20 protein-coding genes and 1 tRNA gene are annotated in these 22,707 nt (G+C 73.9%); 14 read left to right on the top strand and 7 right to left on the bottom strand.

The genetic code is table 11. The features are described from left to right. The first annotated feature begins 3 nt into the window (after window positions 1–3). Both EGX94_RS03925 and EGX94_RS03920 read left to right on the top strand, forming a co-directional pair. Window positions 4–1,527, top strand: coding sequence for a rhamnulokinase (locus EGX94_RS03925; protein WP_021798889.1), 1,524 nt, complete (start codon window positions 4–6; stop codon window positions 1,525–1,527). Further along, window positions 1,524–2,348 carry a class II aldolase/adducin family protein gene (locus tag EGX94_RS03920; RefSeq protein WP_021798886.1) on the top strand — a complete coding sequence of 275 codons (825 nt, stop codon included), beginning with the start codon at window positions 1,524–1,526 and terminating at the stop codon, window positions 2,346–2,348. Before EGX94_RS03925 ends, EGX94_RS03920 begins: the two co-directional genes overlap by 4 nt. An 87-nt stretch (window positions 2,349–2,435) precedes the next feature. Here EGX94_RS03920 and uidA read toward each other — a convergent pair whose 3' ends face one another. The 3 genes from uidA to EGX94_RS03905 form a co-directional block, all read right to left on the bottom strand. After that, window positions 2,436–4,280, bottom strand: coding sequence for a beta-glucuronidase (uidA, locus tag EGX94_RS03915; protein WP_021798884.1), 1,845 nt, complete (start codon window positions 4,278–4,280; stop codon window positions 2,436–2,438). 369 nt (window positions 4,281–4,649) lie between these two features. Beyond that, the gene (locus EGX94_RS03910; RefSeq protein ID WP_021798888.1) at window positions 4,650–4,985 is read right to left on the bottom strand and encodes an MFS transporter; all 336 of its coding nucleotides are present in this window, start codon (window positions 4,983–4,985) and stop codon (window positions 4,650–4,652) included. A 321-nt stretch (window positions 4,986–5,306) separates the two neighbouring features. Further along, window positions 5,307–6,944: a dolichyl-phosphate-mannose--protein mannosyltransferase gene (locus EGX94_RS03905; RefSeq protein ID WP_081707501.1), complete on the bottom strand. Its 1,638-nt coding sequence runs from the start codon at window positions 6,942–6,944 to the stop codon at window positions 5,307–5,309. Window positions 6,945–7,362: 418 nt separating this feature from the next. On the opposite strand from EGX94_RS03905, the gene EGX94_RS03900 reads away from it, so the two are divergent. The 5 genes from EGX94_RS03900 to EGX94_RS03880 all read left to right on the top strand — a co-directional run bounded on the left by EGX94_RS03900 (window position 7,363) and on the right by EGX94_RS03880 (window position 13,611). Continuing rightward, window positions 7,363–9,801: a glycosyl hydrolase family 95 catalytic domain-containing protein gene (locus EGX94_RS03900; protein WP_021797015.1), complete on the top strand. Its 2,439-nt coding sequence runs from the start codon at window positions 7,363–7,365 to the stop codon at window positions 9,799–9,801. Between the two features lie 91 nt (window positions 9,802–9,892). Continuing rightward, window positions 9,893–10,759: a 16S rRNA (cytidine(1402)-2'-O)-methyltransferase gene (gene rsmI, locus EGX94_RS03895; RefSeq protein WP_021797017.1), complete on the top strand. Its 867-nt coding sequence runs from the start codon at window positions 9,893–9,895 to the stop codon at window positions 10,757–10,759. A 50-nt stretch (window positions 10,760–10,809) separates the two neighbouring features. Then, entirely contained in the window at window positions 10,810–11,742 is a 933-nt protein-coding gene (locus EGX94_RS03890; protein WP_028706822.1) for a TatD family hydrolase, read from the top strand. Between the two features lies 1 nt (window position 11,743). After that, a complete protein-coding gene (gene rsmA, locus EGX94_RS03885) occupies window positions 11,744–12,634 on the top strand; it encodes a 16S rRNA (adenine(1518)-N(6)/adenine(1519)-N(6))-dimethyltransferase RsmA (protein ID WP_123825917.1) in 891 nt (296 codons plus the stop codon). Continuing rightward, entirely contained in the window at window positions 12,631–13,611 is a 981-nt protein-coding gene (locus tag EGX94_RS03880; RefSeq protein ID WP_123825915.1) for a 4-(cytidine 5'-diphospho)-2-C-methyl-D-erythritol kinase, read from the top strand. The genes rsmA and EGX94_RS03880 overlap by 4 nt, the downstream gene beginning before the upstream one ends. Before the next feature lie 13 nt (window positions 13,612–13,624). On the opposite strand, the gene EGX94_RS03875 is transcribed toward EGX94_RS03880, so the two are convergent. Further along, window positions 13,625–14,080: a MarR family winged helix-turn-helix transcriptional regulator gene (locus EGX94_RS03875; RefSeq protein WP_021796565.1), complete on the bottom strand. Its 456-nt coding sequence runs from the start codon at window positions 14,078–14,080 to the stop codon at window positions 13,625–13,627. Window positions 14,081–14,137: 57 nt separating this feature from the next. On the opposite strand from EGX94_RS03875, the gene EGX94_RS03870 reads away from it, so the two are divergent. Together EGX94_RS03870 and EGX94_RS03865 are read left to right on the top strand one after the other, a co-directional pair. After that, window positions 14,138–14,503 carry a VOC family protein gene (locus tag EGX94_RS03870; RefSeq protein ID WP_028706818.1) on the top strand — a complete coding sequence of 122 codons (366 nt, stop codon included), beginning with the start codon at window positions 14,138–14,140 and terminating at the stop codon, window positions 14,501–14,503. Between the two features lie 226 nt (window positions 14,504–14,729). Beyond that, a complete protein-coding gene (locus EGX94_RS03865; protein WP_021796559.1) occupies window positions 14,730–15,257 on the top strand; it encodes a MarR family winged helix-turn-helix transcriptional regulator in 528 nt (175 codons plus the stop codon). Here EGX94_RS03865 and EGX94_RS03860 read toward each other — a convergent pair. The 3 genes from EGX94_RS03860 to pyrB form a co-directional block, all read right to left on the bottom strand. After that, the gene (locus EGX94_RS03860; protein WP_021796554.1) at window positions 15,254–16,351 is read right to left on the bottom strand and encodes a DUF2330 domain-containing protein; all 1,098 of its coding nucleotides are present in this window, start codon (window positions 16,349–16,351) and stop codon (window positions 15,254–15,256) included. The two genes, EGX94_RS03865 and EGX94_RS03860, sit on opposite strands and share 4 nt — an antisense overlap. A gap of 169 nt (window positions 16,352–16,520) precedes the next feature. Further along, a complete protein-coding gene (locus tag EGX94_RS03855; protein ID WP_081707296.1) occupies window positions 16,521–17,168 on the bottom strand; it encodes a TetR/AcrR family transcriptional regulator in 648 nt (215 codons plus the stop codon). Between the two features lie 61 nt (window positions 17,169–17,229). After that, window positions 17,230–18,276, bottom strand: a complete 1,047-nt coding sequence (gene pyrB, locus EGX94_RS03850) for an aspartate carbamoyltransferase (RefSeq protein ID WP_021796567.1) — start codon at window positions 18,274–18,276, stop codon at window positions 17,230–17,232. 107 nt (window positions 18,277–18,383) lie between these two features. On the opposite strand from pyrB, the gene EGX94_RS03845 reads away from it, so the two are divergent. The 5 genes from EGX94_RS03845 to pth all read left to right on the top strand — a co-directional run bounded on the left by EGX94_RS03845 (window position 18,384) and on the right by pth (window position 22,707). After that, window positions 18,384–18,462 (top strand) — tRNA-Gln (locus EGX94_RS03845). 108 nt (window positions 18,463–18,570) lie between these two features. Then, window positions 18,571–20,112, top strand: a complete 1,542-nt coding sequence (gene glmU / locus EGX94_RS03840) for a bifunctional UDP-N-acetylglucosamine diphosphorylase/glucosamine-1-phosphate N-acetyltransferase GlmU (RefSeq protein WP_021796564.1) — start codon at window positions 18,571–18,573, stop codon at window positions 20,110–20,112. Between the two features lie 91 nt (window positions 20,113–20,203). Continuing rightward, window positions 20,204–21,154, top strand: a complete 951-nt coding sequence (locus EGX94_RS03835; RefSeq protein WP_028706813.1) for a ribose-phosphate diphosphokinase — start codon at window positions 20,204–20,206, stop codon at window positions 21,152–21,154. Window positions 21,155–21,350: 196 nt separating this feature from the next. After that, a complete protein-coding gene (locus tag EGX94_RS03830) occupies window positions 21,351–21,965 on the top strand; it encodes a 50S ribosomal protein L25/general stress protein Ctc (protein WP_021796560.1) in 615 nt (204 codons plus the stop codon). Window positions 21,966–22,116: 151 nt separating this feature from the next. After that, window positions 22,117–22,707 (top strand): aminoacyl-tRNA hydrolase, encoded by a 591-nt coding sequence (gene pth, locus EGX94_RS03825; RefSeq protein WP_021796556.1) that lies wholly within the window; start codon window positions 22,117–22,119, stop codon window positions 22,705–22,707.

The following is a 22,707-nucleotide window of genomic DNA, read 5'->3' as shown; positions in this document are numbered from 1 at the left end:
ACCATGGGCCGCTACGCCGCCGTGGACCTGGGCGCCGGCTCGGGCAGGGTGATCGTGGGGGAGCTGACGGAGGGGTGCCTCCTCACTTGTGAGGTGCACCGCTTCCGGAACGATCCCGTGCCCCTGCCCGAGGCCGGCGGGGTGCGCCTGTGCTGGAAGGCGACCGAGCTGTTCGCCCAGGTGCGCGCCGGTCTCTCCAAGGCCGCCGCGCAGGGCCCCCTCGAAGCGATCGGCATCGACACCTGGGGGGTCGACTACGGGCTTCTCGACGTGGACGGCGTCCTCACGGCGCCGGTCGTGAGCTATCGCGACCGGCGCACCGCGGGGGTGCCCTCCAGGGTCTTCGAGCAGATCGACCCGGCCGTCCTCTATGCGCGCACCGGCACCCAGGTGCAGGAGTTCAACACCGTCTTCCAGCTCCTCTCGTCCACCGGGAGTCGGGCCCTCGCCCGCGCCGATCGTCTGCTCCTCCTGCCCGACCTGCTGGCCTACTGGCTCTCCGGGGTGGCGCGCACCGAGGTGACCAATGCCTCGACCACCGGGCTGCTCGACCCAGTCGGCAGACAGTGGTCGGACGAGGTGCTCGACGCACTCGACCAGGGGCCGGCCATCCGTCGGCTGCTGACCCCGCTGTCCGAGCCGGGGACTGTGCTCGGCCCGGTACTGCCCCGGATCCTCCCGGAGGCGGCCACCGCATCGGGCGCCCCCACCCCGGTCGTGACGGTCGGCTCCCACGACACGGCATCGGCCGTGGTCGGCGTCCCGGCCGGCGGGGACGCCTTCGCCTTCATCTCGAGCGGCACCTGGTCGCTGGTGGGACTGGAGCTGTCGGAACCGATCCTCACCGAGGCCTCCCGGGCCGACAACTTCACCAACGAACTCGGTGTCGACGGCACCGTGCGTTATCTACGGAATGTTTCGGGCATGTGGACGCTCAACCACTGCATCGCTCAGTGGCAGGACGAGACCGGACAGCTGCAGGACCTCACGGCGCTGCTCGCAGAGGCCTTCGAGGAGCCGCCGCTGGCCAGGATCGTCGATCTCAACGACGACACCCTGCTGGACCCCGGGCCCATGACGGAGCGGATCAATGCTCTTCTGGAGTTCACCGGCCAACCGGCCGCCCGCACCCGGGCCCAGGTGGTGCGCACGATCATGGACTCCCTCGCGCTGGCCTATCGCGCGGCGGTCCGGGCGGCCTGCCGCCACAGTGGAAGGACGGTCGACGTGGTGCACGTCGTGGGCGGCGGCTCCCGCAACATCCGGCTCTGCCGGGCCACGGCGGACGCCACCGGTCTGCCGGTGGTCGCAGGCCCCGCGGAGGGCACCGCGCTGGGCAATCTGCTGGTCTGCGCACGGGCCGTCGGCGACCTGTCCGGCGGCCTGGACCGGCTGCGTGCCGTGGGCGCCGCATCCTGCGCGCTCACCCGATACGAACCGACCCACTGCCCGGAGGCCCTCGCCGCCTGGCGCGCCGCCTCCCAGACCCTCGAATCACTCACCCAAGGAAAGGCGAACCGATCATGACCACTTCACGACCGAGGAATCTCGCCGACGTGCTCGCCGGCATGGGGGCCGCGGGGCGCCGCCTCAACGAGATCGACGCCATCGAGTCGGGCGCCGGGAACCTGTCCGTCTGCCTCGCCTGGCAGGTCGACCTGGATCCCCTCTTCCCCGATGTCACAACCATCGAGCTGCCCTGGACCGCGCCCGGATTGGCCGGCTGCACGGTGCTGGTCACCGGTACCGGCTGCCGTCTGCGCGAGGTGGCCGAGGCGCCCCGGGAGAACGTCGGAGCGGTCGTGATCGGCGCCGACGGCGCCTCGGGCGAACTGCACTACCTGGCCGACGGCAACTTCGTCCGGCCCACGAGCGAGTTCAACTCCCACTTGGCCGTGCACGCCGACCATGTCGGACGGCGGGGCCTCAGTCTGCACGCCGTGATCCATGCCCAACCGCCGCACCTGGTGCAGCTCAGCCACATTCCGGAATACCGGTCCACCGAGTCGATGAACCATGCGCTCCTGCGCTGGGAGCCCGAGACACTGGTGCAGCTGCCCGCCGGTGTCGAGTTCCTGCCCTTCATGGTTCCCGGCTCGCAGGAACTCATGGAGAACACCGTGCGGGGTCTGCGGGAGCACGTCATCGTGATCTGGGCCAAGCACGGGCTGATGGCCCGCAGCGATGCATCGCCGCTGGGCGCCTGCGACAAGATCGAGTACGCCGAGACCGGAGCGGCCTACGAGTACCGCGATCTCGCCGGCGGCGGTCGGGGCGAGGGCGTCAGCAGGGATGAACTGCGCCGCGTGCGCGATGCCTTCGGCGTGGTCACGGATCTGCTCGACTGACATGCGGGTGGCCCCGTCGGAGCGTCCGGCCCGCCCCGGTGCCCGCTGCCGGGCGGGGCGTCGCCCCGCCCGGCGGTCGGCGACGATTCAGCCCTTGTAGCCGAAGTCGGGGATCGCCGACCAGCGCCGGCGGAACCAGTGGGCGGCGAGCTTCGGCTTCCGATCGCGGGTGAAGACGCCCTTCCTGTTGCCCTGGACGCGCAGGAGCGACTGGCTCGTCGCGAAGTCCGCGAAGTTCCACAGCTGCTCCCCGACGACGAAGTCGAACTCGTCGAGGACCCGGCAGTTCATCGCGTAGTAGTCGACCTGGTACTCCTCGGTGTACAGGACCGGCGTCGTGTCGTGCAGGCCCGCCACGGCGTCGGCGCCGAACTCGGTCAGCATGAGCGGCTTGCCGAGCCCGGCCCACTGCGCGAGCTCGGCCCGGAGCCCCTCCTCGGAGGAGGCCAGGTCGGGTCCGCCGAAGTACCAGCCGTAATAGCGGTTGAGGCAGATGATGTCGCTGAGCCGCGCCGAGCAGTCGGTGCGCGGGGCGTCGTTCATCTGCACCGAGACGAGCGTGCACGGGCGCTTCGCCGGGTCGAGCTCGCGGGCCAGGTCGAACAGCGGCTTGAAGTACTCGTAGGCGCCCGGGGCGCCCGAGTCGGGCTCGTTGGCGATGCTCCAGACGACCACGCAGGCGTGGTTCTTGTCGCGGGTGATGAGATCGCGGATGACCTCCCGGTGCGCCTGCCCTGTCCGTACGCCGTGCTCGGGGTCGAAGGTCTCGACGCGCTCACCGCCGAAGGCGGCGCCGCCGCCGAACTTCAGGTTGATGCCCACGGCCGCGGTCTCGTCGATGACGACGACGCCCTCGGCGTCGCACTGGCGCATCATCTCCTCGGAGTACGGGTAGTGGCTGGTGCGGAGGCTGTTGGCGCCCTGCCACCCCATGAGCGCGATGTCGCGGGTGTTCATCGGCAGATTGATGCCTCGTCCCGCCGGGAAGGTGTCCTCGTGCTTGCCGTAGCCCTTGAAGTAGAAGGGGCGCTCGTTGATGAGGAAGCGGGTGCCGTCGATGCGGACCGTCCGGATGCCGAACGGCTCGGTGTAGACGTCCTCGCCGAAGCGCACCCGCACCTGGTAGAGGTGGCCGGCGCCAGGGCGCCACAGCGTCGGGCTCTCGACGACGAGCTCGCCGCTCGTGCCGCGGGCCCCGTCGATCCGCGCGCCGTCGGCGTCGAGCAGCTCGACGGTGCACTCGCCGTCGCCCACCGTCGTGACCTCGTAGTGCACCGTGGCCCTGGCGGCGGTTCCGCTCGCACCGTCGAGGCCCTCGACGTCGCTCGTCAGGGCGATGTCGGCGATGTACTCCCGGGGCGTCGCGCACAGGCGCACCGGGCGGGTGATGCCGCAGTAGTTGAAGAAATCGAAGTTCGGGTGGTTCTGCTTCCGCGAGCCCGACGGGGAATCGGCGAGCGCGGCCCCGGGGCCTCCGCCGAGCATGTCGCCCGTGCCCCCCACGGGAAGCGTCGTGTGGTCGATGACGTTGTCGACGGCGATCGTCAGCAGATTGTCGCCGGCGGCGAGGTGCCCGTCCAGCTCGACCTCGAAGGGCAGGAAGCCGCCGCGGTGTTCGCCGAGGAACTCGCCGTTGAGGTAGACCCTCGCGTGGTGCGTGACGGCGTCGGCGCGCAGCACGACGCGCTGGCCGCGCAGCGCGGCCGGCACCTGGACCGTGCGCTGGTAGAAGACCCAGCCGCAGTGGTCGCGGATGTCGACGCCCTCCTTCAGGTCGTTGTAGGAGGCGGGCACCGGCATCGTCATGGCATCGGCCAGCGGGGCGGCGCACCACCGGTCGTCGAAGCCGGTGCCGTCGTCGAGCGCGAAGTCCCAGATGCCGCCGAGGTCGATGACGGTTCGGGAGTCGGTGGTGGTGGGGTAGAGCATCATTCCTCGTTTCGATCCGGTGGATGGGCGGCGGGGCGGCCGTGGACGGTCGGGCGGCGCCCTCGGCCTCGCGCCGGGCGGCGAGCCGGGCGGCGTTGGCGTCCACGCGCTCCTTGTCGAGCGGGTACAGGAACCACAGGGCGAGGAAGAGGACGACGAAGGCGCCGCCGGGCACCGGGCACGTGATGCTGTAGATGCCGTTGGAAGGCACCGCGAGCGGGCCAATAGCCTCGAGAGTCACACCCGGATCGACACGACCTGCACCCATCCTGACCAGCCGATCCCAGACCAGCCAGAGTCCATACTCACAGGTGACCTCGGAGTCGAAGCCGGTCTCCTTCGCGTACCCCACCACCGGCAGGAGGATACCGGTCAGGCCCTCCGAGCCGGCCTGACCGAGCTCGCGCGCCACGAGCAGGTGGCGTACACGGTGCCGTCCCGACGGTCGCCGAAGCGCACCTCGGTGTCGTTGATGACGTCGATGGTCATGGCCCAGCAGATGAGCGAGAAGGTCGCCACCCCGAGCCAGGCGAAGACGGAGGGGGCGATCCACACGCGGACGTCGTGGGTGCGGACGACGAAGGCGGAGAACAGGGCCACCACGTGCTGGGCGCCGAGCCCGATCGTCCTGCCCCAGCCGAGCCTCTCGCCCGGGGCGACGACCTCGCCCGGCCTCGGCCCGCCGTCCCCGTGCAGCCTCCAGATCACCGCCCGCCCCCTCCGTCGCCCGCGCCCGGCTCCTCGTCCCCCCGCCGGGACGATGCGCGCGGCCCGCAGCAGTGCGGGGGACCGGTGGGCGCCGCGGGGCGTGCGTCCTGTGATCGTTGCGGTTCGTGGTCGTTGCGGTTCGTCGTGTGGCTGGTTCGCGCTCGTTGCGCGTTCGTCCCGCGTGCGGTCTTCGCTCCCGTTGCGCGTTCCCGCCTCGCGTCTGCGCAGACACCCGGGACATGTCCGAGGTGGGAAGGCCTGGGTGAGGTGCGAACGCATGAGGGGAGGTGGGAGTGGGAACGGGGGTGCGGGGTGGCGCGATCAGATCCACGTGGTGAACCACATGCGCATGAACCACTGGCGGCGCGTCAGGAGGGCGTCGGTGAGGATCGGGTAGATGAAGAGGAAGTTCGCCGTGATGAGCACCGTCACCGCCGTGACGATGAGGGCCCCGCGGCGCCGTCGCGGCGGGGGCGCGTCCGCGGGGCCGAGGATCCGGCCCAGCACCATCGCCAGCACGGTCGCGGTGAACGGGATGAGCATGATCGCGTAGAAGAAGAAGGTCGGGCGGTCCGAGCTGGGGAACCACATGAGCCAGGTGGCCGCGGCCACGACGATCGGCACGCAGTAGTGCCACTGACGCCCGCCGATCCACAGGAACAGGCCGACGACGACCGCCAGGCACGCGAACCACCACAGGAAGGGCGTTCCGGCGCCGGAGACGACGCGCAGGCAGGTGTCGTTGACCGCGGTGCAGCCGTCCTCGCCCGGCTGGATGCCGTTGACCGCGTCGATGCCGATGACGCGCGCCATGACCGGCCAGCCCAGCGGCTTCGCGTCGTAGGTGTGGGTCTGCGAGGCGATCCAGTCGCCGGTGTGGAAGGCGTAGATGTCGTAGTGGTAGTGCCACAGGCTGCCCAGCCCGTCGCCGAGCAGCCGCGTGACGCGGTCGGCGGGGTGCTGGGCGCCCCACTGGCGGTCGTAGCCGCCGTCCGAGAGCAGCCAGCTCGTCCAGGTGGCCACGTAGACGACGAGGGCCGCGACGGCGAGGTGGACGACGGCGGAGAGGCCGTCGCGCCAGAGACTGCGGATCGCCTGCCGGCCCGCGCCCGCGGTCAGACGCGCGCGGCGGTCGTCGACGAGGCTGAGGACGCCGAGGACCGCGAGGACGTAGACGGCGTTCCACTTGCAGCCGCAGGCGGCGCCGAGGAGCAGGCCGCAGGCCAGGCGCCAGGGCCTCCACAGGAGAAGCGGACCGTAGCCCCCGCCGAGGTTGAGCAGGCCGTTCGCACGCAGGTGCTCGGCGAGGCGGTGCCGGAACCAGTCCCGGTCGGCCAGCCAGCAGCCGACGGCCGCGACGGTGAAGAAGGCCTCGAAGACGTCGAGCAGCGCGATGCGGCTCATGACAAAGCTGAGGCCGTCGACGATGATGAAGAAGCCCGCCAGGGCACCGATGAGGGTCGACCGGCCGAGCCGGCGCGCCATGCGCACGACGGCCCCGATGAGCAGGCAGCCGAAGACGAGCGAGGCGAAGCGCCAGCCGAGGGGCGTCATGCCGAAGAGTCGCTCGCCGCCCGCGATGAGCCACTTGCCGAGCTGGGGATGGACGATGAACGAGCCGATGCTCGTCCAGCCGTCGACATGGCCCGCGGCGATCTGGTCGTCAGCCCCCGCGCCCCAGGTGCCCTCGTAGCCCAGGTGCAACAGCGTCCAGGCGTCCTTGGCGTAGTAGGTCTCGTCGAACTCGAGGTGCGCCGGCGTCCCGATGCCGACGACGCGGGTGAGGAGGCCGAGCACGACGAGGGCGGCGGTCACCAGCCAGCTGCGGGCCTCGTCGAGCCTGAGGACGGCGGCCTCCTCCAGCCGTTCGATGGTGGACGGCAGCGCCGACCGCAGGCCGTGATCGAGGGGGGCGGCGCCCGTCGGGGCCGGGCTCGGGAGTGAACTCACGCGCCCCATGTTAAACGCCGGTTCCACCGTCGCCGTGCCGATACCGGCCCCACTGCCCCTGCGCCGGCGCCGGCCCGCACGGCTCCGAGGCCGTGCAGCGCGCCGGGCCGGCATCGCCGGCGGTGGGTCCCCGCCGGCGTCGGGACGCGGCTGATGCCGCACAGGGATCCGGGGCCCGGACCCGTCCGCCGGCCCCGGGCGCGCGGGCCGCGTGGTGCGACATGTGTCGCAGGGCTGCCGAGGGGATCGTCGGCCCCGGGCGCGCGGGCCGCGCCCGCCCTCGTGGGCCCGATGGTCGGCACCGGGTCCGATGGTCGATAATGTGCCTGCCCCTGTCGTCGCCCGTGAACCTGCGGCCCGGCGCCCGGGGGAGCCCCGGAGGATTGGGAACGGGCCGGCGCCGGCCCACCATGGAGGAGTGTCGGACGTGACCAGTCGCAGCGGTTCCGAGCGTCGGGGGGCCGGCGCGCCCCCGGGGGCCGACCCGCACGCCCGGTACCGGATCGTCCTCGACGAACCGGCCGCGAACCCCCGCGACGCCTTCCTGCTGGGCAACGGCCATCTCGGCGCCGTCGCCCACGGCGGCATCGGCGCCGAGGTCCTCGAACTGTCGCTCGACACCCTCTGGTCGGGCGGCCCCGGTGCCGGCGACGACGCCGACGCCGACGGCGCGGCGCTCCTGCCCGCCCTGCGCGCGGCGATCGCCGCCGGCAACCTGGAGCAGGCCGACGGGATCGCCGCCCGGATGGCCGTCGCGCCCGCCGTCCAGACCAGCCAGCCCGTCGGCGTGCTGCGCTGGGACTACGCGCCCGGGCTGCGCACCCGCGGCTACGGCCGCGAGCTCGACCTGCGGGACGCCACCATGACCACCACCGTGCGCGGCAACGAGCTGCGCACCTTCATCAGCGCCCCGGCCGAGGTGCTCGTCGTCCAGTGGGGCGGCCCGTCCGCCCCGCTGAGGGCCCCGCACCTGAGCAGCCCCCACCGCGGCGCCGTCCGCACCTGGCGCGAGGGGCGGGTGCTGTGGCTGACCCTGTCCTCCCGCGTTCCCGCCGACGCCCGCGCCGGCGAGCCCGTCCGCTACGGCGTCGAGCCGCCCGCCGACGACGGCAGCGTTCCCGCGGGCATGGCCTTCGCCGTCGCCGCCGCCGTCCAGCCCACCGACGAGGGCCCGCGCCTCGTCGTCGCCGCCGAGAGTGGTTTCACCGCCTGGAACCGGCGCCCCTCGGGCGACACCTCGGCCGTCGAGCACGTCGCCAGGTACCGGGTCCGCCGCGCGCTGGGCCGCAGCACCGCCGAACTCCACGCCGAGCACGTCGCGGACCGCCGCGCCCTGTTCGACCGCAGCGACCTGGACCTGTCCGACTCCTGGCGCGCCGACGTCGACGAGCTGGCCTTCCACCTGGGCAAGTACCTGCTCGTCTCGTCCTCGCGCGCCGACTCCCAGCCCATGCACGCCCAGGGACTGTGGAACGCCCATGCGCGCCCGGCCGGCGAGGCCTACCGCACCGACATGGGTCTCCAGCTGAGCTACTGGTCGGCCGAACGGGTCGGCCTGTCGGAGTGCGCGGCCCCCGTCCGGCGCCTCGCCGACGAGCTGTCTCGCACCGGCCGCGACCGCGCCTGGCGGGACTTCGGGTTCTCCGGCGCCGTCGTCCTCGAGCGCGTCGACCTGTGGCGCGCCACGAGCGCGCGGATCGCCCGCGCCCGGCGGGGCCACTGGCTGGGGGCGCTGCCCGCCCTGGCGTCCTGCCTGTACGAGCACGCCCTGTTCACCGGCGACACCGCCCACGCCCTCCAGGTGCACCGCATGGCCGTGCGCTTCGCCCTCGACCTGCTCGTCACGGGCCCCGACGACGAGCTCATCGCGAGCCCCTCGGCCGCCCCCGGCCAGACGCTGCGCGGCACCGCCCGGGAGTTCCGGGTCGCGGCGGGCTCGACGATCGACCGCGAGGTCATCGCCGAGGTCTTCGAGCACTACCTGTCCCTGGCCGGCGAGCAGCCGTGCGGCCTCGATGCGGCGCTCGCCCCCCGGGTGCGCGACGCCCTCGGCCGGCTGGCCCCCGTCCCCGTCGTCGACGGCCTCATCGCCCAGTGGCCCGAGCGCCGGGCCGGTGCCCCGAGCGCCGGCTCGGACTCCCTGACCCAGCTGTACGGCCTCTTCCCCGGCAGGCGCATCAACCACACCGACCCGACGATGCTCGACGCGGCGCGCCGCACCCTCGACGCCGAGATCTCCCGCGGTGCCGGACGCACCGCCGCGGGCCAGGCCAGGATCCTCGCGATGGCCGCCCGGCTGGGCGACGAGGTCCTCGCCACCCGGGCGCTGACCCGCCTGACCGGACCGCTCAGCTCCGCGTCGCTGCTGGCGCTGGGCCGGGAGCCCCAGATGCCCGGCGCCGTCCTCCAGCTGCCCGCCTCCCTCGTGCTGCCGGGCGCCCTCGCCGAGATGCTCGTCGGCGGCGACGCCGGCGTCATCCGCCTGCTCGCCGCCCTGCCCGCCCGGTGGCCGAAGGGCTCGGCGCGCGGCCTGCGCGCCGTCGGCGGACACCGCGTCGACGTCGCCTGGGAGGAGACCCAGCTCACCGTCGCGCGGATCACGCCCAACTTCGGCTGCACGATTCGCGTCGAGGCCGAGAACGGCCGCTTCACCGTCACCGACGACACCGGCGCCCCGGTGCGGTTCGCGCAGGTCGCCGCGTGGCGGCGCAACCGCGATCTGCTCAGCTTCGAGGTCGTGGACGGGCGCAGCTACGTCATCACCCGCGAGGGCCGGGCCCGCCGCGCCGAGCAGACCGCGACCGGTTCGGCGATCAGCATCGGGACCGGCCTGTCGATGACCCTCTCGGGGCTGCCCGCCGACTGACGCCGAGGGCCCTCCGGCGGCCGCGACCGGCCCGCCCGTCCGGCGGTCGGCGACGCCGGGGGCGGCTATCGTCGGGGGCGTGAGTGAGCACATGAGCGGGTCCGCCGAGCGCCTCGTCGGGCCGGGCACCCTCGTCCTGGCCGGGACGCCCATCGGCGACGCCACCCAGGCCTCCCCGCAGCTGCGCCGGGCCCTCGCACAGGCCGACGTCATCGCCGCCGAGGACACCCGGCTGCTGCGCACGCTCCTGGCCCGCACCGGCGTCGAGACGGACGCCCGCATCGTCAGCTACTTCGAGGGCAACGAGGCCGAGCGCACCGGCCCGCTCCTCCGCGAGCTCGCCGACGGCGCGGTCGTCGTCGTGGCCACCGACGCCGGCATGCCGTCGGTCTCCGACCCGGGGTTCCGCCTCGTGCGGACCGCCGTCGACGCGGGCATCCGGGTGACGAGCGTGCCCGGCCCCTCCGCCGTGACGACCGCCCTCGCCGTCTCGGGCCTGGCCTGCGACCGCTTCTGCTTCGAGGGTTTCCTGCCGCGCGCCGCCGGCCCGCGGCGCAGGCGCCTGGCCGTCCTGGCGGCCGAGGAGCGCACCATGGTCCTCTTCGAGGCCCCGCACCGGCTCGCCGGCTTCCTCTCCGACGCCGCGGACGCCCTCGGCGCCGACCGCCCCGGCGTCCTGTGCCGCGAACTCACCAAGCCCTGGGAGGAGATCATCCGCGGGCCCCTCGCCGAGCTGCGCGACTGGGCCGCCGAGCACGCCCGCGGGGAGACGACGATCGTCATCGCGGGCCGTCCCGCCGACCCCGACGGCGGTCTCGACGAGGCCCTCGTCCGGGTGGACGAGCGCATCGACGCCGGCGAGCGCCTCAGCGAGGCCGTCGGGCGGGTCGCCGCCGAGACCGGCGTCCGCAGGAGGACCCTCTACGAGGCCGCCCTGGCCTCCCGGAACGGTTCGTGAGCGGCTGGCCCCGGCGCGGCGCCGACGAGCGGGTGCGCGACAATGGCCCCGTGAACCCCGCCGAGATCGCCGCCGAGTTGGCGCGCCTGGACCTGCCGTCGATGCCGGCGCCGCTGCCCGGGCGCTGCATCGACGACCACACCCATGTCGACTCGACGGCCGACCGCTCGGGGCTGGACGCCGAGCTCAACCTCGCCGCGGCGGCCGCCGTCGGCGTCGACCGCCTCGTCCAGGTGGGCTGCGACCTCGATGCCTCGCGCTGGGCCGTCCGCTTCGCCGCCGACCACGAGCAGGTCGCCGCCGCCGTGGCGATCCACCCCAACGACGCGGCCCGACTGGCCGCCGCGGCCGGCGTCGACGGGCTCGACGACGGGATCGACCGGATCGCCGAGCTGGCCGTCGCGCACGAGCGGGTCCGCGCCGTCGGCGAGACCGGGCTGGACTACTTCCGCACCCGCGACGAGGCCGGCCGGGCTGTGCAGCGCCGGGCCTTCGCCCGCCACGTCCGGATCGCGCACGACACCGGCCGCACCCTCGTCATCCACGACCGCGACGCCCACGCCGACGTCCTGCGCGTGCTCGACGAGCAGGGATGGCCCGAGCGCACCGTCCTGCACTGCTTCAGCGGCGACGCCGACTTCGCCCGCGCCGCCCTGGCGGGGGGCGCAGGCCGCCGGGACGTCTGGCTCAGCTTCGGCGGGGCCGTCACCTTCAAGCCCAACACCGCCCTGCGCGAGGCCCTGGCCGTCACGCCGCCCGACCGCCTCCTCGTCGAGACCGACGCCCCCTATCTCACGCCCGTGCCGCTGCGCGGCCGCCCCAATGCGCCCTATCTGCTGCCCGTCACGGTGCGCTTCGTCGCCGGGGCGAGGGGCGTCGACGTCGACGACGAGCAGGCGCTGGGGCGGTTCTGCGACCGGCTCACCGCCAACACCCTCGCCGCCTACGGGCCCTGGGGCGCCCGTGCGGGGCGAGGGGCCTGAGATGGCCGCGCTGCTGGACCCCCGCTCGGTCCGCGCCGCCGCCGAACGGCTCGGGCTGCGCCCCGCGAAGGCGCTCGGTCAGAACTTCGTCGTCGACGCCAACACGGTGCGCCGCATCGTCGCCCTCGGCGGCGTGGACGACGGCGACACCGTCCTCGAGATCGGTCCCGGTCTCGGCTCGCTCACCCTCGGGCTGCTCGCCACGGGCGCCTCGGTGACTGCCGTCGAGATCGACCGGCGCCTGGCCGGGCAGCTGCCGGCGACCGTCGCCGAGCACCAGCCGCAGGCGGCCGGCCGCCTGCGGGTCGTCGCCTCGGACGCCCTCGCGCTCACCGGGATCCCCGGCCCGGCGCCCACCCGGCTCGTCGCGAACCTGCCCTACAACGTCGCGGTCCCCGTGCTCCTCCACGTGCTCGCACTGTCGCGATCCTGGCGGGCGGGCCTGGTCATGGTCCAGCTCGAGGTGGCCGAGCGCCTCGCCGCCGCCCCCGGGTCGAGGGTCTACGGGGCCCCCAGCGCCAAACTCGCCTGGTACGGCACGGCGCGGCGCGCCGGCACCGTGCCGCCCAGCGTCTTCTGGCCGGTGCCGCGGGTCGACTCCGGTCTGGTCCGGATCTCCCGGGGCGGGCCGCCTGCCTCCGGAGCCACCCGGGAGCAGGTGTTCGCCGTCGTGGACGCGGCCTTCGCCCAGCGCCGCAAGATGCTGCGCTCGGCCCTGTCGGGGCTCGCCGGCGGCTCGGCCGCCGCCGCGGCGGCCATCGGGGCGGCCGGCCTCGACCCGACCGCCCGCGGCGAGCAGCTCCCCATCGGGGACTTCGCGGCGATCGCCGAGCGGCTCGTCGCCGCCGGCTGGGCCGGTCCCGCCCGCGCCGGGGAGGAGCCCGCGCCATGAGCGGCGCGTCCCGGGGCGCACCGACCCCCCGGCCGCGCCCGGAGGTCCGGCGGGTGCGGGTCGGAGCCCCCGCCAAGATCAACCTGACGCTGCGCGTCGCCGCCCGGGGCGAGGACGGCTACCACCGGCTCTCGACCGTCTTCCACGCCGTCTCCCTCGGCGACCGGATGCGCCTCACCGACCGGCCCGGACGCATCAGCGTCGTCACCCGCGGCGAGCACGCCCGCCACGTCGCCGACGACGAGACGAACCTCGCCGTCCGCGCGGCGAGGGCCGTCCGGGACCGTTTCGGCGGCCCCCGGATGGGCGCCCACCTCGAGATCGAGAAGGACATCCCCGTCGCCGGCGGGATGGCCGGGGGCTCCGCCGACTGCGCGGCCGCCCTCGTCGGCGCCGTCCGCCTGTGGGGCCTCGACGTGGGCGACGCGGAGCTCTTCGAGCTCGCCGCCGAGCTCGGCTCGGACGTCCCCTTCGCGCTGCTCGGCGGCACGGCCCTCGGCGCCGGCCGCGGCGAGCGGCTCGAGCCCCTCGAGTGCGCCGGCACCCTGCACTGGGCGCTGGCCGTCGCCCGCCGGGGCCTGTCGACGCCCACCGTCTACCACCGCTTCGACGAGCGCGTCGCCGCCGGGACGAGCACCCCGATGGACGCCGGGCGGGGTCGGCCCGGCGAGCTCATCGGGGCCCTGGCCCGCGGCGACGCGGCGACCGTCGCGGGCCTGCTCGTCAACGACCTGCAGCCGGCGGCCCTGGACCTCTACCCGGGGCTCGCCGCGACCCTGGAGCTCGGCCGGGCCGCCGGGGCCCTGGCGGGGATCGTCTCGGGCTCGGGCCCCACCTGCGCCTTCCTGTGCGCCGACGGGGACGCCGCTCGCGCCGTCGCCGCCGTGCTCGGCCCCTCTCCCGAGGTGACCGCCGTGCGCACCGCCACGGGCGCGGCGCCCGGCGCCCTGGGCCCTGTCGGCGGCGACCCCCGCTGATGCCGGCGCCGCTCTAGTCCTCCAGCGCCTCGGCGCACCGGACGGGCGCCTCGTGCAGCGCGCGGCGCTGGCCCACGGTGAGCCCGGAGACCATCCGTTGCTCGATCTCGCCGATGCGCTCCGAGGCCAGGTCCAGGAGCCGCCGCCCATCGGGGGTGAGCTCGACGGGGAGCGCCCGTCCGCCGGAGGGGCGCTCCGCCCGCGCCACGGGTCCGCGGGACTGGAGTCCCCGGAGGAGCTCGCTCATCGTCTGCCTGGTCACGAAGGCGCCGCGGGCCGGCTCCGAGCTGGACGTCGCCGGCGTGCGGGCGAGGAGCTCGAGGCAGACGTACCGCGGGGTCGTGGGTCCCAACGGGCGCAGCGCCTCGTCCATCCGCGAGCGCAGGACCGCCCGGGTCTGCTTCAGGCGGTAACCGACCAGGTTCTCGAGTCCGGGTTCTCCTCGATTCGTGTGAGCATCCCGACGCACCGGGGCGAACAGATGTCAGAACCCCGACATTCATTCACGAGACGGAGGTCCATGCCCATGACAGTGACAGGTCCTGATTCCATCGCTCTCCAGGTGCGCGATCCGGAGCGCTCCGCACAGTTCTACGAGACCGTGCTCGGCCTTCGCCGCGCCCCGAGGGCTCCATCCGGTGCCGTGGCGCTCGCCGGTTCGCCCGTTCCCTTCGCAGTGCGCGAGCCCCTGCCCGGTGTCGATCTCGACGAGGGGCGTCCCGGTCTCGGAGTCGCGCTGTGGATGCACTGCGACGGCGTGAAGGGGCTCCACGCCAGGCTCGTCGAGGCCGGTACCCCGATCCTGAACGGGCCCGCGGAGGGGCTCTTCGGCCTGGCGCCCGCCTTCGCCGACCCCGACGGCCATGCGGTGACCGTGCACGACCGGGGCTGAGCGGGACCGCCCCGGAGCCGCGTCGGCGGGGGCGACCGCGGCGGCTGCGCCGATCCCGACCCGAGGCGCGGCGCAACGGGGGCGGGGCATTCGTCCTCGCGGTGCTCGTGCTGCGGGAACGACCCGTGGAACGGGCGCCGGGGCGGCGCACGGCGTCCTGATGCCGATCCGCCGGGCTCTCGCGAGACCGCCCGTGAGCCGCCGGCGACTGCGGGAGAATACCCGTGTGAATCAGGACCGGATGGACGACGACCGGGGCGACGAGGACGAGGTCGACGAGCTGGTCGCGGACTGGCGCCGTGAGCGCCCCGAGCTGGACGTCTCCAGCCTCGAGATCTGGTCGCGCATCTCCCGCCTGGCCGCCATCCTCGTCAAGGAACGGGCCCGCGCCTACGCCGAGCACGACCTGACCGTCTGGGAGTTCGACGTCCTGTCGGCGCTGCGCAAGCTCGGCGCCCCGTACAGCGCCAGCGTCGGCCACCTCATCCGGGACAACCACGTCACGAGCGGCACCATGACGAACCGTCTCGACCGACTGGCCGGGCGCGGCATGATCACCCGGCACGCCGACCCGCACGACCTGCGCAGCAGGACCATCGAGCTCACCCCGCTCGGTCTCGAGCGCGTCGACGCGGCCATCGAGAGCCTCGTCGCGGTGGAGTCGCGCATGCTCGACGGCCTGGCCGTCGATCGCGACCAGCTCGTCCGGCAGCTGCGAGCGCTGCTGACCGTTCGTCGTCAGGGGCCGCGCTAGCGGCCGGCCCCGCGCCTCCTCGTGCTCACCGCGACGGTGATCACGACGGGGACGAGGACTGCGGTGAGCCCGAGCGTCACGAGGATCACCAGCCCCAGGTGCTCCCCGGGCGAGGTGTCGATCACGGTGTGCACGCGCTGGTACGGCGAGTCGGAGGTGGCCCGGGCGAAGGCGTAGTCGTCCGTGATGGCCCCGGGGCTCAGTCGGCCCCCGTAGGCGCTCAGCCAGACCTGGTCCGAGCCGTCGAAACCGGTCTCCAGGCCCGCGTCGGAGGCCCTCACCCGGCCGGAGAAGAGCCGTTCGAGCGGCTCGGCGGGGGCGGCCTGCCGGCTGATGTCCATCTGGTGGGCGGCCACGACGTACAGACTCACCCACTGGTCCGCGGCGGCCATCGAGCTCAGCCTGATCGGGTAGACCGGCTCGGTCGTGTCGAAACTCAGGTTCATCGGCGGCAGGGCCTCGTCGAAGCTCTCGTCGGCCGCCTGCGGGGTCAGTTTCACCGCGAGGATGCGCCAGCCCTGGTCCAGATAGTCCTGGAAGGGCCCGACCAGGTCGGAGCGGTCGGGGTAGCCTTTGTCGACCAACCAGGTGGTGAGCGCGCCCGCGTCGCCGCCGGACAGGGTCACCACGTCGAAGGGGCCGACCGTCGTGCTCGACTCCACCCGCACCGCGTCCTCAGAGCCGTCGACCGGGTCGGATGCCCTCCTCGAGTCGCCGTCGGGCAGCCTGGGGGTCCAGTCCTTCACGTGCTCGATGCGCGGGAGCGAGTCGTTGCGCAGATCCACGATGGTGTCGGTGGAGCCCAGCTCGATGCCGGTGCCCGCCGGTGCCGGCATGATCCAGGCGAGGTCGTCGGCGCCGGCGTCCATCGACATGACCATCGTGATGGTCTCGCGCGAACCGTCCCAGGTCAGCACGCTCGTCTCGCCGGTGACGTGGCTGTCGGCGTTGTCGACGACGGCGCCGCAGGCGCAGGCCGCGGCCGGGCGGGGCACGAGCCACAGCGCGCCCGAGAGGGCCAGCACGAGGAGCAGTCGCAGCGCGGCGGTCGGGGTGCGTCGGAGCGCCCCCGGGCGGGGGGTCGTCGGGATCATGTCAGCACGATACCGGAGGGGCGCCGACCCTGCCCGGGGCCCGTCCACCCGCCCCGCGCGGTGCGGCCCATGGGGGGCGGGCGAGGTTCTGCTCGATCCGGGCAGTCACCCACCCCGCGCGGTGCGGCCCATGGACCGCCGCGCCACCGGCCGAGGCGCCACAGCCCGTCTACCCCCGCGCGGTGCGGCTCATGAGCTTCGGCGCGTGCTCCATGCTCGCGAGGCCGTTCCAGGCCAGGTTGACCAGCTCGGCGGCGACCCGCTCCTTGTCGGGCTCGCGGCGGTCGACCCAGGCCAGCCCGGCCGAGCCGACCATGCCCACCAGCCCGTGCGCGTAGACGCCGGCGAGCGCAGGGTCGTAGCCGCGGCGCACGAGCGGGGGGCGCAGGAGGTCCTCGACCTTGTCGGCGATGTGGTCGAGGATGAGGGCGAACGATCCGCTCGTGGAGCCGACGGGGGAGTCGCGGGAGATGATGCGGAAGCCCTCGGGCCGCTCGTCGATGTAGCTGAGCAGGGCGATCGTGCCGCGCTCGATCACCGCGCGGTAGCTCGTCGACGGCTTGGCGATGGCGGTCATGATCGCGTCGTCGAGGGTGCGCAGCTCGCGGTCGGTGACGACCGCGTAGAGGCCCTCCTTCGAGCCGAAGTGCTCGTAGACGACCGGCTTGCTCACCCCGGCGTGCGAGGCGATCTCCTCGACGCTCGCGCCGTCGAAGCCGCGCTCGGCGAAGAGCGCGCGGGCCACGCCCAGCAGCTGCTCGTGGCGCTCACTGCTGCTCATCCGCATGCGCCTGCGGCCCGGTTCGGCGCGACTCATGGGTCGAAGTCTACGGGCGGGCCGACGCCGGGGGCGGTGGGAGAGGCCGGCGCGGGCGGGGTCACTTCGTGCTCAGCCAGCTCGCCGGGCGCAGGTCGTCGAGCACGCGGTCGGCGACGCCGAGGGTGGTCGAGAAGATCGCCATGCGGATGAGCAGGCCGTTGTCGGTCTGGTGGAAGACCGCCAGGCCGGGCCAGCCGTCGACGTCGGGCGACAGGTCGAAGGAGTTGTGCCGGGAGTCGCGCGGCAGCGGGTGCATGATGATCGACTCGGGGCGGGCCGCCTCGTCGAGGATGGCGCGGTTGAGCAGATCGCCGGTCAGGTGGACCCGCTGCTCGTCCTCCTCCGAGAGGCGCTCCTTCTGCACACGGGTGCAGTAGATGACGTCGGCCGGGGCGATGGCCTCCTGCACCGAGTCGCACTCGACGATCGCATTGCCGCCGGCGTGGACCAGGTCGAAGAACTCGGTCGGCAGGGCCAGGGCCGGCGGGCCGAAGACCCGGAAGCTCACGTTCTCGAACAGGCCGAGGATCGCCAGCAGCGAGTGCACCGTGCGGCCGTAGCGCAGGTCGCCGAGGACGGCGATCGTCGCGCCGTCGATCGACTTGCCGCGGGCGGCGAGCTCGGCGCGCATGGTGAAGACGTCGAGCAGCGACTGGCTGGGGTGCTCGCCCGAGCCGTCGCCGGCGTTGATGACGGGGACGACGGAGGCCTGCGCGAACCGGGCCACCGAGCCGGTGTCGGGGTGGCGCACGACGAGGGCGTCCGAGTAGCCCGAGACGACGCGGGCGGTGTCGTGGATCGACTCGCCCTTGGCCATCGAGCTGAAGGTGAAGCCGGTCGTCGAGACGACCGAGCCGCCGAGGCGGTGGAAGGCGGACTCGAAGGACAGGCGCGTGCGGGTGCTGGGCTCGAAGAAGAGGCTGCCGAGGTTCGCCCCCTCCAGGACGCGGCACACCCGCGTGCCGCGTCCGACGGGGCGCAGCGCCTCGGCGAGGTCGAGGAGGGCGCCGAGGGACGCGCGGTCCAGCTGGTTGACGCTCAGCAGGTGCTGGCCGGGGCCGAAGGGGGGAAGCGTGGAAGTGCTGGAAGGGTTGTCCGTGCTCACGGAACCCCAGCCTAGAGGATGGGCGGGCCGCCGCCGCGCCCGACGGGGCGTTCGACCCGCTCACCCGCCGGGCCCTACACTGGCAGCGGTCGCCGATGGGCGATCCTTCCCTGGTTGGTCTGCCGGCAGGGCCCGCCTGACTTTGAATCAGGATCAGCGACGCAGGTTCGACTCCTGCCCAGGGAGCGCGACGGCGCTCCGGTCGAGACGCCTCCGGCGGACGGCCGCGGGAGGCCGGCGCGGGCGGTCGTCGGGCCGTCCCCCACGAGTCGGGCCGGGGGCCCAGGAGGAATCATGTCCACTGATCCGCAGATCTTCCCGCAGGGCGCAGGCCGGCCGGACGGCGTCGGCGTCTCGGCGGTCATCGTGCTCGCCGCGGGCGGGGGCACCCGCATGAAGTCGCGCACCTCCAAGCTGCTGCACCGCGTGGCCGGGCGCCCCCTGCTGAGCTACGCCGTCCAGGCCGCCGGCTCCCTCGAACCCGACCGGCTCGTCGTCGTCGTCGGCCACGAGCGCGAGCAGGTGCAGGCCCACCTGGCCGAGTTCGCCCCCGAGGTCTCCATCGCCGTGCAGGAGCACCAGAACGGCACCGGCGACGCCGTGCGCGCCGGCCTGTCGGTGCTGCCCGACGACCTCGACGGCGTCGTCGTCGTCACCTACGGCGACGTGCCGATGCTCTCGGGCGCGACGCTGGCCGAGCTGGTCGCCGCCCACGAGGCGGAGGACAACGCCGTCACCGTCCTCACCGCCGTCGTGGACGACCCGACCGGCTACGGGCGCGTCGTCCGCTCCGGCGGGGCCGTCGAGCGCATCGTCGAGCAGCGAGACGCCTCGCCCGACGAGGCCGTCATCCGCGAGATCAACTCCGGCATCTACGTCTTCGACGCCGCCACCCTGCGCGAGGGCCTGTCCGGACTGACCTCCGACAACGCCCAGGGCGAGCTCTACCTCACCGACGTCATCGGTTTCGCCAACGCCGCCGGCCGCCGCGTCGGCGCCCACCGGATCGACGACGTCTGGCAGACCGAGGGCGTCAACGACCGCGTCCAGCTGGCGGCCATGAACGCCGAGATGAACCGGCGCATCTGCGAGCACTGGATGCGCGAAGGCGTCACCATCGCGGACCCCCGCACCACCTGGATCGAGGACGACGTCGCCCTCGAGCCCGACGTCACCCTGCTGCCCGGCACCCAGCTGCTGGGCGCCACGAGCGTCGCCGCCGGCGCCGTCGTCGGCCCCGACACGACGCTGCGCGACGTCGAGGTCGGCGAGAACGCCCACGTCATCCGCACCCACGGCGAGCTGGCCGTCATCGGCCCGAACGCCGACGTCGGCCCCTGGGCGCGGCTGCGTCCGGGCACCGAGCTGGGCGCCGGCGGCAAGATCGGCACCTTCGTCGAGACGAAGAACGCCCGCATCGGCGCCGGCTCCAAGGTGCCGCACCTGACCTACTGCGGCGACGCGATCCTCGGGGAGGGCGTCAACGTCGGCGCCGGCACGATCTTCGCCAACTACGACGGCGCCCACAAGTCCACGACGCACCTGGGCGACGACGTCTTCATCGGCTCGAACTCGGTGCTCGTCGCGCCGGTCGACATCGCCGACGGCGCCTTCATCGCGGCCGGCTCGGCCGTCACCCAGGACGTCCCCGCCGGCGCCCTGGGGGTGGCCCGCTCGCACCTGCACGTCTCGAACGGCTGGGTCGCCAGGACCCGCCCCGGCTCCAAGGCCGACCGGTCGGCGGCGGCCCACGAGGGTGGAATCCACCCGGCCGTCCAGGCGAGCCGTGATGTACTTGAGGCCGACGCCGCCGAGAAGGCCGAGGGCGGGCACTGAGCCCGGCCGGGGCCGGCGGCGCACGAGACAGTCGAGGGCGGGGGGAACCAACGGGATGACCGGGGTCAAGCGCAACGACGAGAAGCACCTGATGCTCTTCTCGGGCAGGGCGTATCCGGAGCTCGCCCGGCGGGTCGCCGACCTCATGGAGGTCGAGCTGGCGCCCCAGCGCCTCATCACCTACGCCAACTCCGAGATCTACGTGCGCTTCAACGAGTCGGTGCGCGGCTGCGACGCCTTCGTCATCCAGTCGCACCCGGCCCCCGTCAACGAGGCGATCATGGAGCAGCTCATCATGGTCGACGCCCTGCGCCGCGCCTCGGCCCGGCGCATCACCGTCGTCGCCCCCTGCTTCCCCTACGCCCGCCAGGACAAGAAGCACCTGGGCCGCGAGCCCATCTCGGCGCGCCTCATGGCCGACCTGTTCTCGGCGGCCGGCGCCGACCGCATCATGGCGGTCGACCTGCACGCCGCCCAGATCCAGGGCTTCTTCAACGGCCCCCTCGACCACCTCACCGGCCTGCCGGTGCTGGCCGACTACGTCGAGAAGAAGTACTCGGGCCAGGACATGGTCGTCGTGAGCCCCGACGCCGGCCGCGTGCGCCTCGCCGACCAGTGGAGCGACCGCCTGCACATCCCGCTGGCCATCATCCACAAGCGCCACGACCCGACGACCGCCAACGAGGTGAAGGTGCACGAGGTCGTCGGCGAGGTGGCGGGGCGCACCTGCCTGCTCGTCGACGACATGATCGACACGGCGGGCACCATCTGCCAGGCCGCGCAGGCCCTCATCGAGCACGGCGCCGCCAAGGTGATCGCCGCCGCCACCCACCCGATCCTGTCGGGCCCGGCCCAGGAGCGCCTCAACGCGACGCCGTTCGAGGAGATCGTCGTGACGAACACGCTGCCGCTGGCCGAGGGCGTCGACGTCCCGCGGATGACCCAGCTGTCGATCGCCCCGCTGCTGGCCCGCGCCATCACCGAGGTCTTCCGCGACGGCTCGGTGGCCAGCCTGTTCGCCGACGGGGGCGGGAACGCCTGAGCCCGGCGCCGGCGGCTATACTTGCCCGCGTCGCTTGGCGAGGGCCGCAGGGCCGTGATCGACTGGCGCCCGGTCCCCTTCCGTGCGCGGTCGCGCACGACGCCTCCTCGTCCATCCGGGCCACGCGTCCGGGGCGCCCGTCCCCGTGCCCGCGTGCAGATCACAGGCGCCCCGCGCCACGACGAAGGAGAACGAGATGGCCGAGATCATCCTCGACGCCGAAGAGCGCACCGAGTTCGGCAAGGGCGCGGCCCGCCGCATCCGCCGCGCCGACAAGGTCCCCGCGGTCCTGTACGGCCACGGCACGGAGCCGGTCCACCTGACCCTGCCGGGGCACGAGGCCCTGCTGGCCCTGCGCCAGGAGAACGCCCTGCTCACCGTGCGCGTCGCCGGCTCGGAGGACCGCCTGGCCCTGCCGAAGGAGGTCCAGCGCGATCCCATCAAGGGCTTCCTCCAGCACGTCGACCTGCTGCTCGTCACGCGCGGAGAGAAGGTGACCGTCGAGGTCCCGATCGAGTTCGTCGGCGTCCCGGCCCCCGGCGGCATCGTCAACGAGGAGCGCACCCACCTGGCCCTGCAGGCCGAGGCCACGAACATCCCGGCCCACGTCGAGGTCTCCGTCGAGGGCCTCCAGATCGGCGCCCAGGTCACCGCCGCCGAGATCGTCCTGCCCGCCGGCGCCGAGCTCGAGGACCCGGCCGACGCCCTCGTCCTGTCCGTGTCGGCCCCGGCCGCCGAGGAGCTGCCCGAGCCCGCCGAGGGCGAGGGCGACGAGGAGGCCGAGACCGAGGGCGAGCCCGAGGCCGAGTGAGCCCACGCCGCCCGTGACCGACGGGGGCGGGCCCGCTGCACGCGGGTCCCGCCCCTCGTCCTGTCCGCCCGTCCCCGCCCGGAGGCCGCGCGGGGCGACGGGCGGAGCGGAACGCGCGGGGCGGGTGGAGCACGCAGAACGAGGAGGCGCCATGACCTGGCTCGTGGCGGGCCTGGGCAATCCCGGCCCGCGGTACGTCTGGACGCGCCACAACGTCGGCTTCATGGTCGCCGACGAGCTGGCCCGTCGCGCGGGCGAGCGCTTCACCGCGCCGCGCGGCATGCACGCCGAGGTCGCCACGACGCGCATCGGCGCCGCGGGGATCGGCGTCCCCGGAGGCGAGGCGCTGCTCATCGTCAAGCCCCGCACCTTCATGAACGACTCGGGCCGGGCCGTCGGGCCCCTCGCCGAGTACCACCGCGTCGCGCCGGACCACGTCATCGTCGTCCATGACGAGCTCGACCTCGACCCGGGCCGCATCCGCCTCAAGGCGGGCGGCGGCGGCAACGGCCACAACGGGCTGAGGTCCGTGCGCGCCCACCTGGGCACGGGCGGCTTCCTGCGGGTCCGCCTCGGCATCGGCCGGCCGCCGGGCCACCGGGCGGGCGCCGACCACGTGCTCGGCCGCGTCCCGCGGGGCGAGCGCGAGGACCTGGCCGTCACCGTCGGGCGGGCCGCCGACGCCGTCGAGGCGATCATCACCGCCGGCCTCGGGGCCGCGCAGAACCGGTACAACGACTGA

Source organism: Propionibacterium acidifaciens, from assembly GCF_003798325.1.
GTDB classification, from domain to species: domain Bacteria; phylum Actinomycetota; class Actinomycetes; order Propionibacteriales; family Propionibacteriaceae; genus Propionibacterium; species Propionibacterium acidifaciens.
Note: the sequence above shows the minus strand (reverse complement) of the source record. Positions and strands in the feature narration are given on the sequence as shown.

What these genes read in the sequence shown, in the direction of transcription:
- EGX94_RS03925 (WP_021798889.1), top strand. Translation starts at nt 4, where the DNA reads ATGGGCCGCTACGCCGCCGTGGACCTGGGCGCCGGCTCGGGCAGGGTG.
- pth (WP_021796556.1), top strand. Translation starts at nt 22,117, where the DNA reads ATGACCTGGCTCGTGGCGGGCCTGGGCAATCCCGGCCCGCGGTACGTC.
- EGX94_RS03870 (WP_028706818.1), top strand. Translation starts at nt 14,138, where the DNA reads ATGACAGTGACAGGTCCTGATTCCATCGCTCTCCAGGTGCGCGATCCG.
- glmU (WP_021796564.1), top strand. Translation starts at nt 18,571, where the DNA reads ATGTCCACTGATCCGCAGATCTTCCCGCAGGGCGCAGGCCGGCCGGAC.
- EGX94_RS03905 (WP_081707501.1), bottom strand. Translation starts at nt 6,944, where the DNA reads ATGGGGCGCGTGAGTTCACTCCCGAGCCCGGCCCCGACGGGCGCCGCC.
- EGX94_RS03835 (WP_028706813.1), top strand. Translation starts at nt 20,204, where the DNA reads ATGCTCTTCTCGGGCAGGGCGTATCCGGAGCTCGCCCGGCGGGTCGCC.
- EGX94_RS03855 (WP_081707296.1), bottom strand. Translation starts at nt 17,168, where the DNA reads ATGAGTCGCGCCGAACCGGGCCGCAGGCGCATGCGGATGAGCAGCAGT.
- EGX94_RS03920 (WP_021798886.1), top strand. Translation starts at nt 1,524, where the DNA reads ATGACCACTTCACGACCGAGGAATCTCGCCGACGTGCTCGCCGGCATG.
- uidA (WP_021798884.1), bottom strand. Translation starts at nt 4,280, where the DNA reads ATGATGCTCTACCCCACCACCACCGACTCCCGAACCGTCATCGACCTC.
- EGX94_RS03830 (WP_021796560.1), top strand. Translation starts at nt 21,351, where the DNA reads ATGGCCGAGATCATCCTCGACGCCGAAGAGCGCACCGAGTTCGGCAAG.
- EGX94_RS03880 (WP_123825915.1), top strand. Translation starts at nt 12,631, where the DNA reads ATGAGCGGCGCGTCCCGGGGCGCACCGACCCCCCGGCCGCGCCCGGAG.
- EGX94_RS03860 (WP_021796554.1), bottom strand. Translation starts at nt 16,351, where the DNA reads ATGATCCCGACGACCCCCCGCCCGGGGGCGCTCCGACGCACCCCGACC.
- rsmA (WP_123825917.1), top strand. Translation starts at nt 11,744, where the DNA reads ATGGCCGCGCTGCTGGACCCCCGCTCGGTCCGCGCCGCCGCCGAACGG.
- rsmI (WP_021797017.1), top strand. Translation starts at nt 9,893, where the DNA reads ATGAGCGGGTCCGCCGAGCGCCTCGTCGGGCCGGGCACCCTCGTCCTG.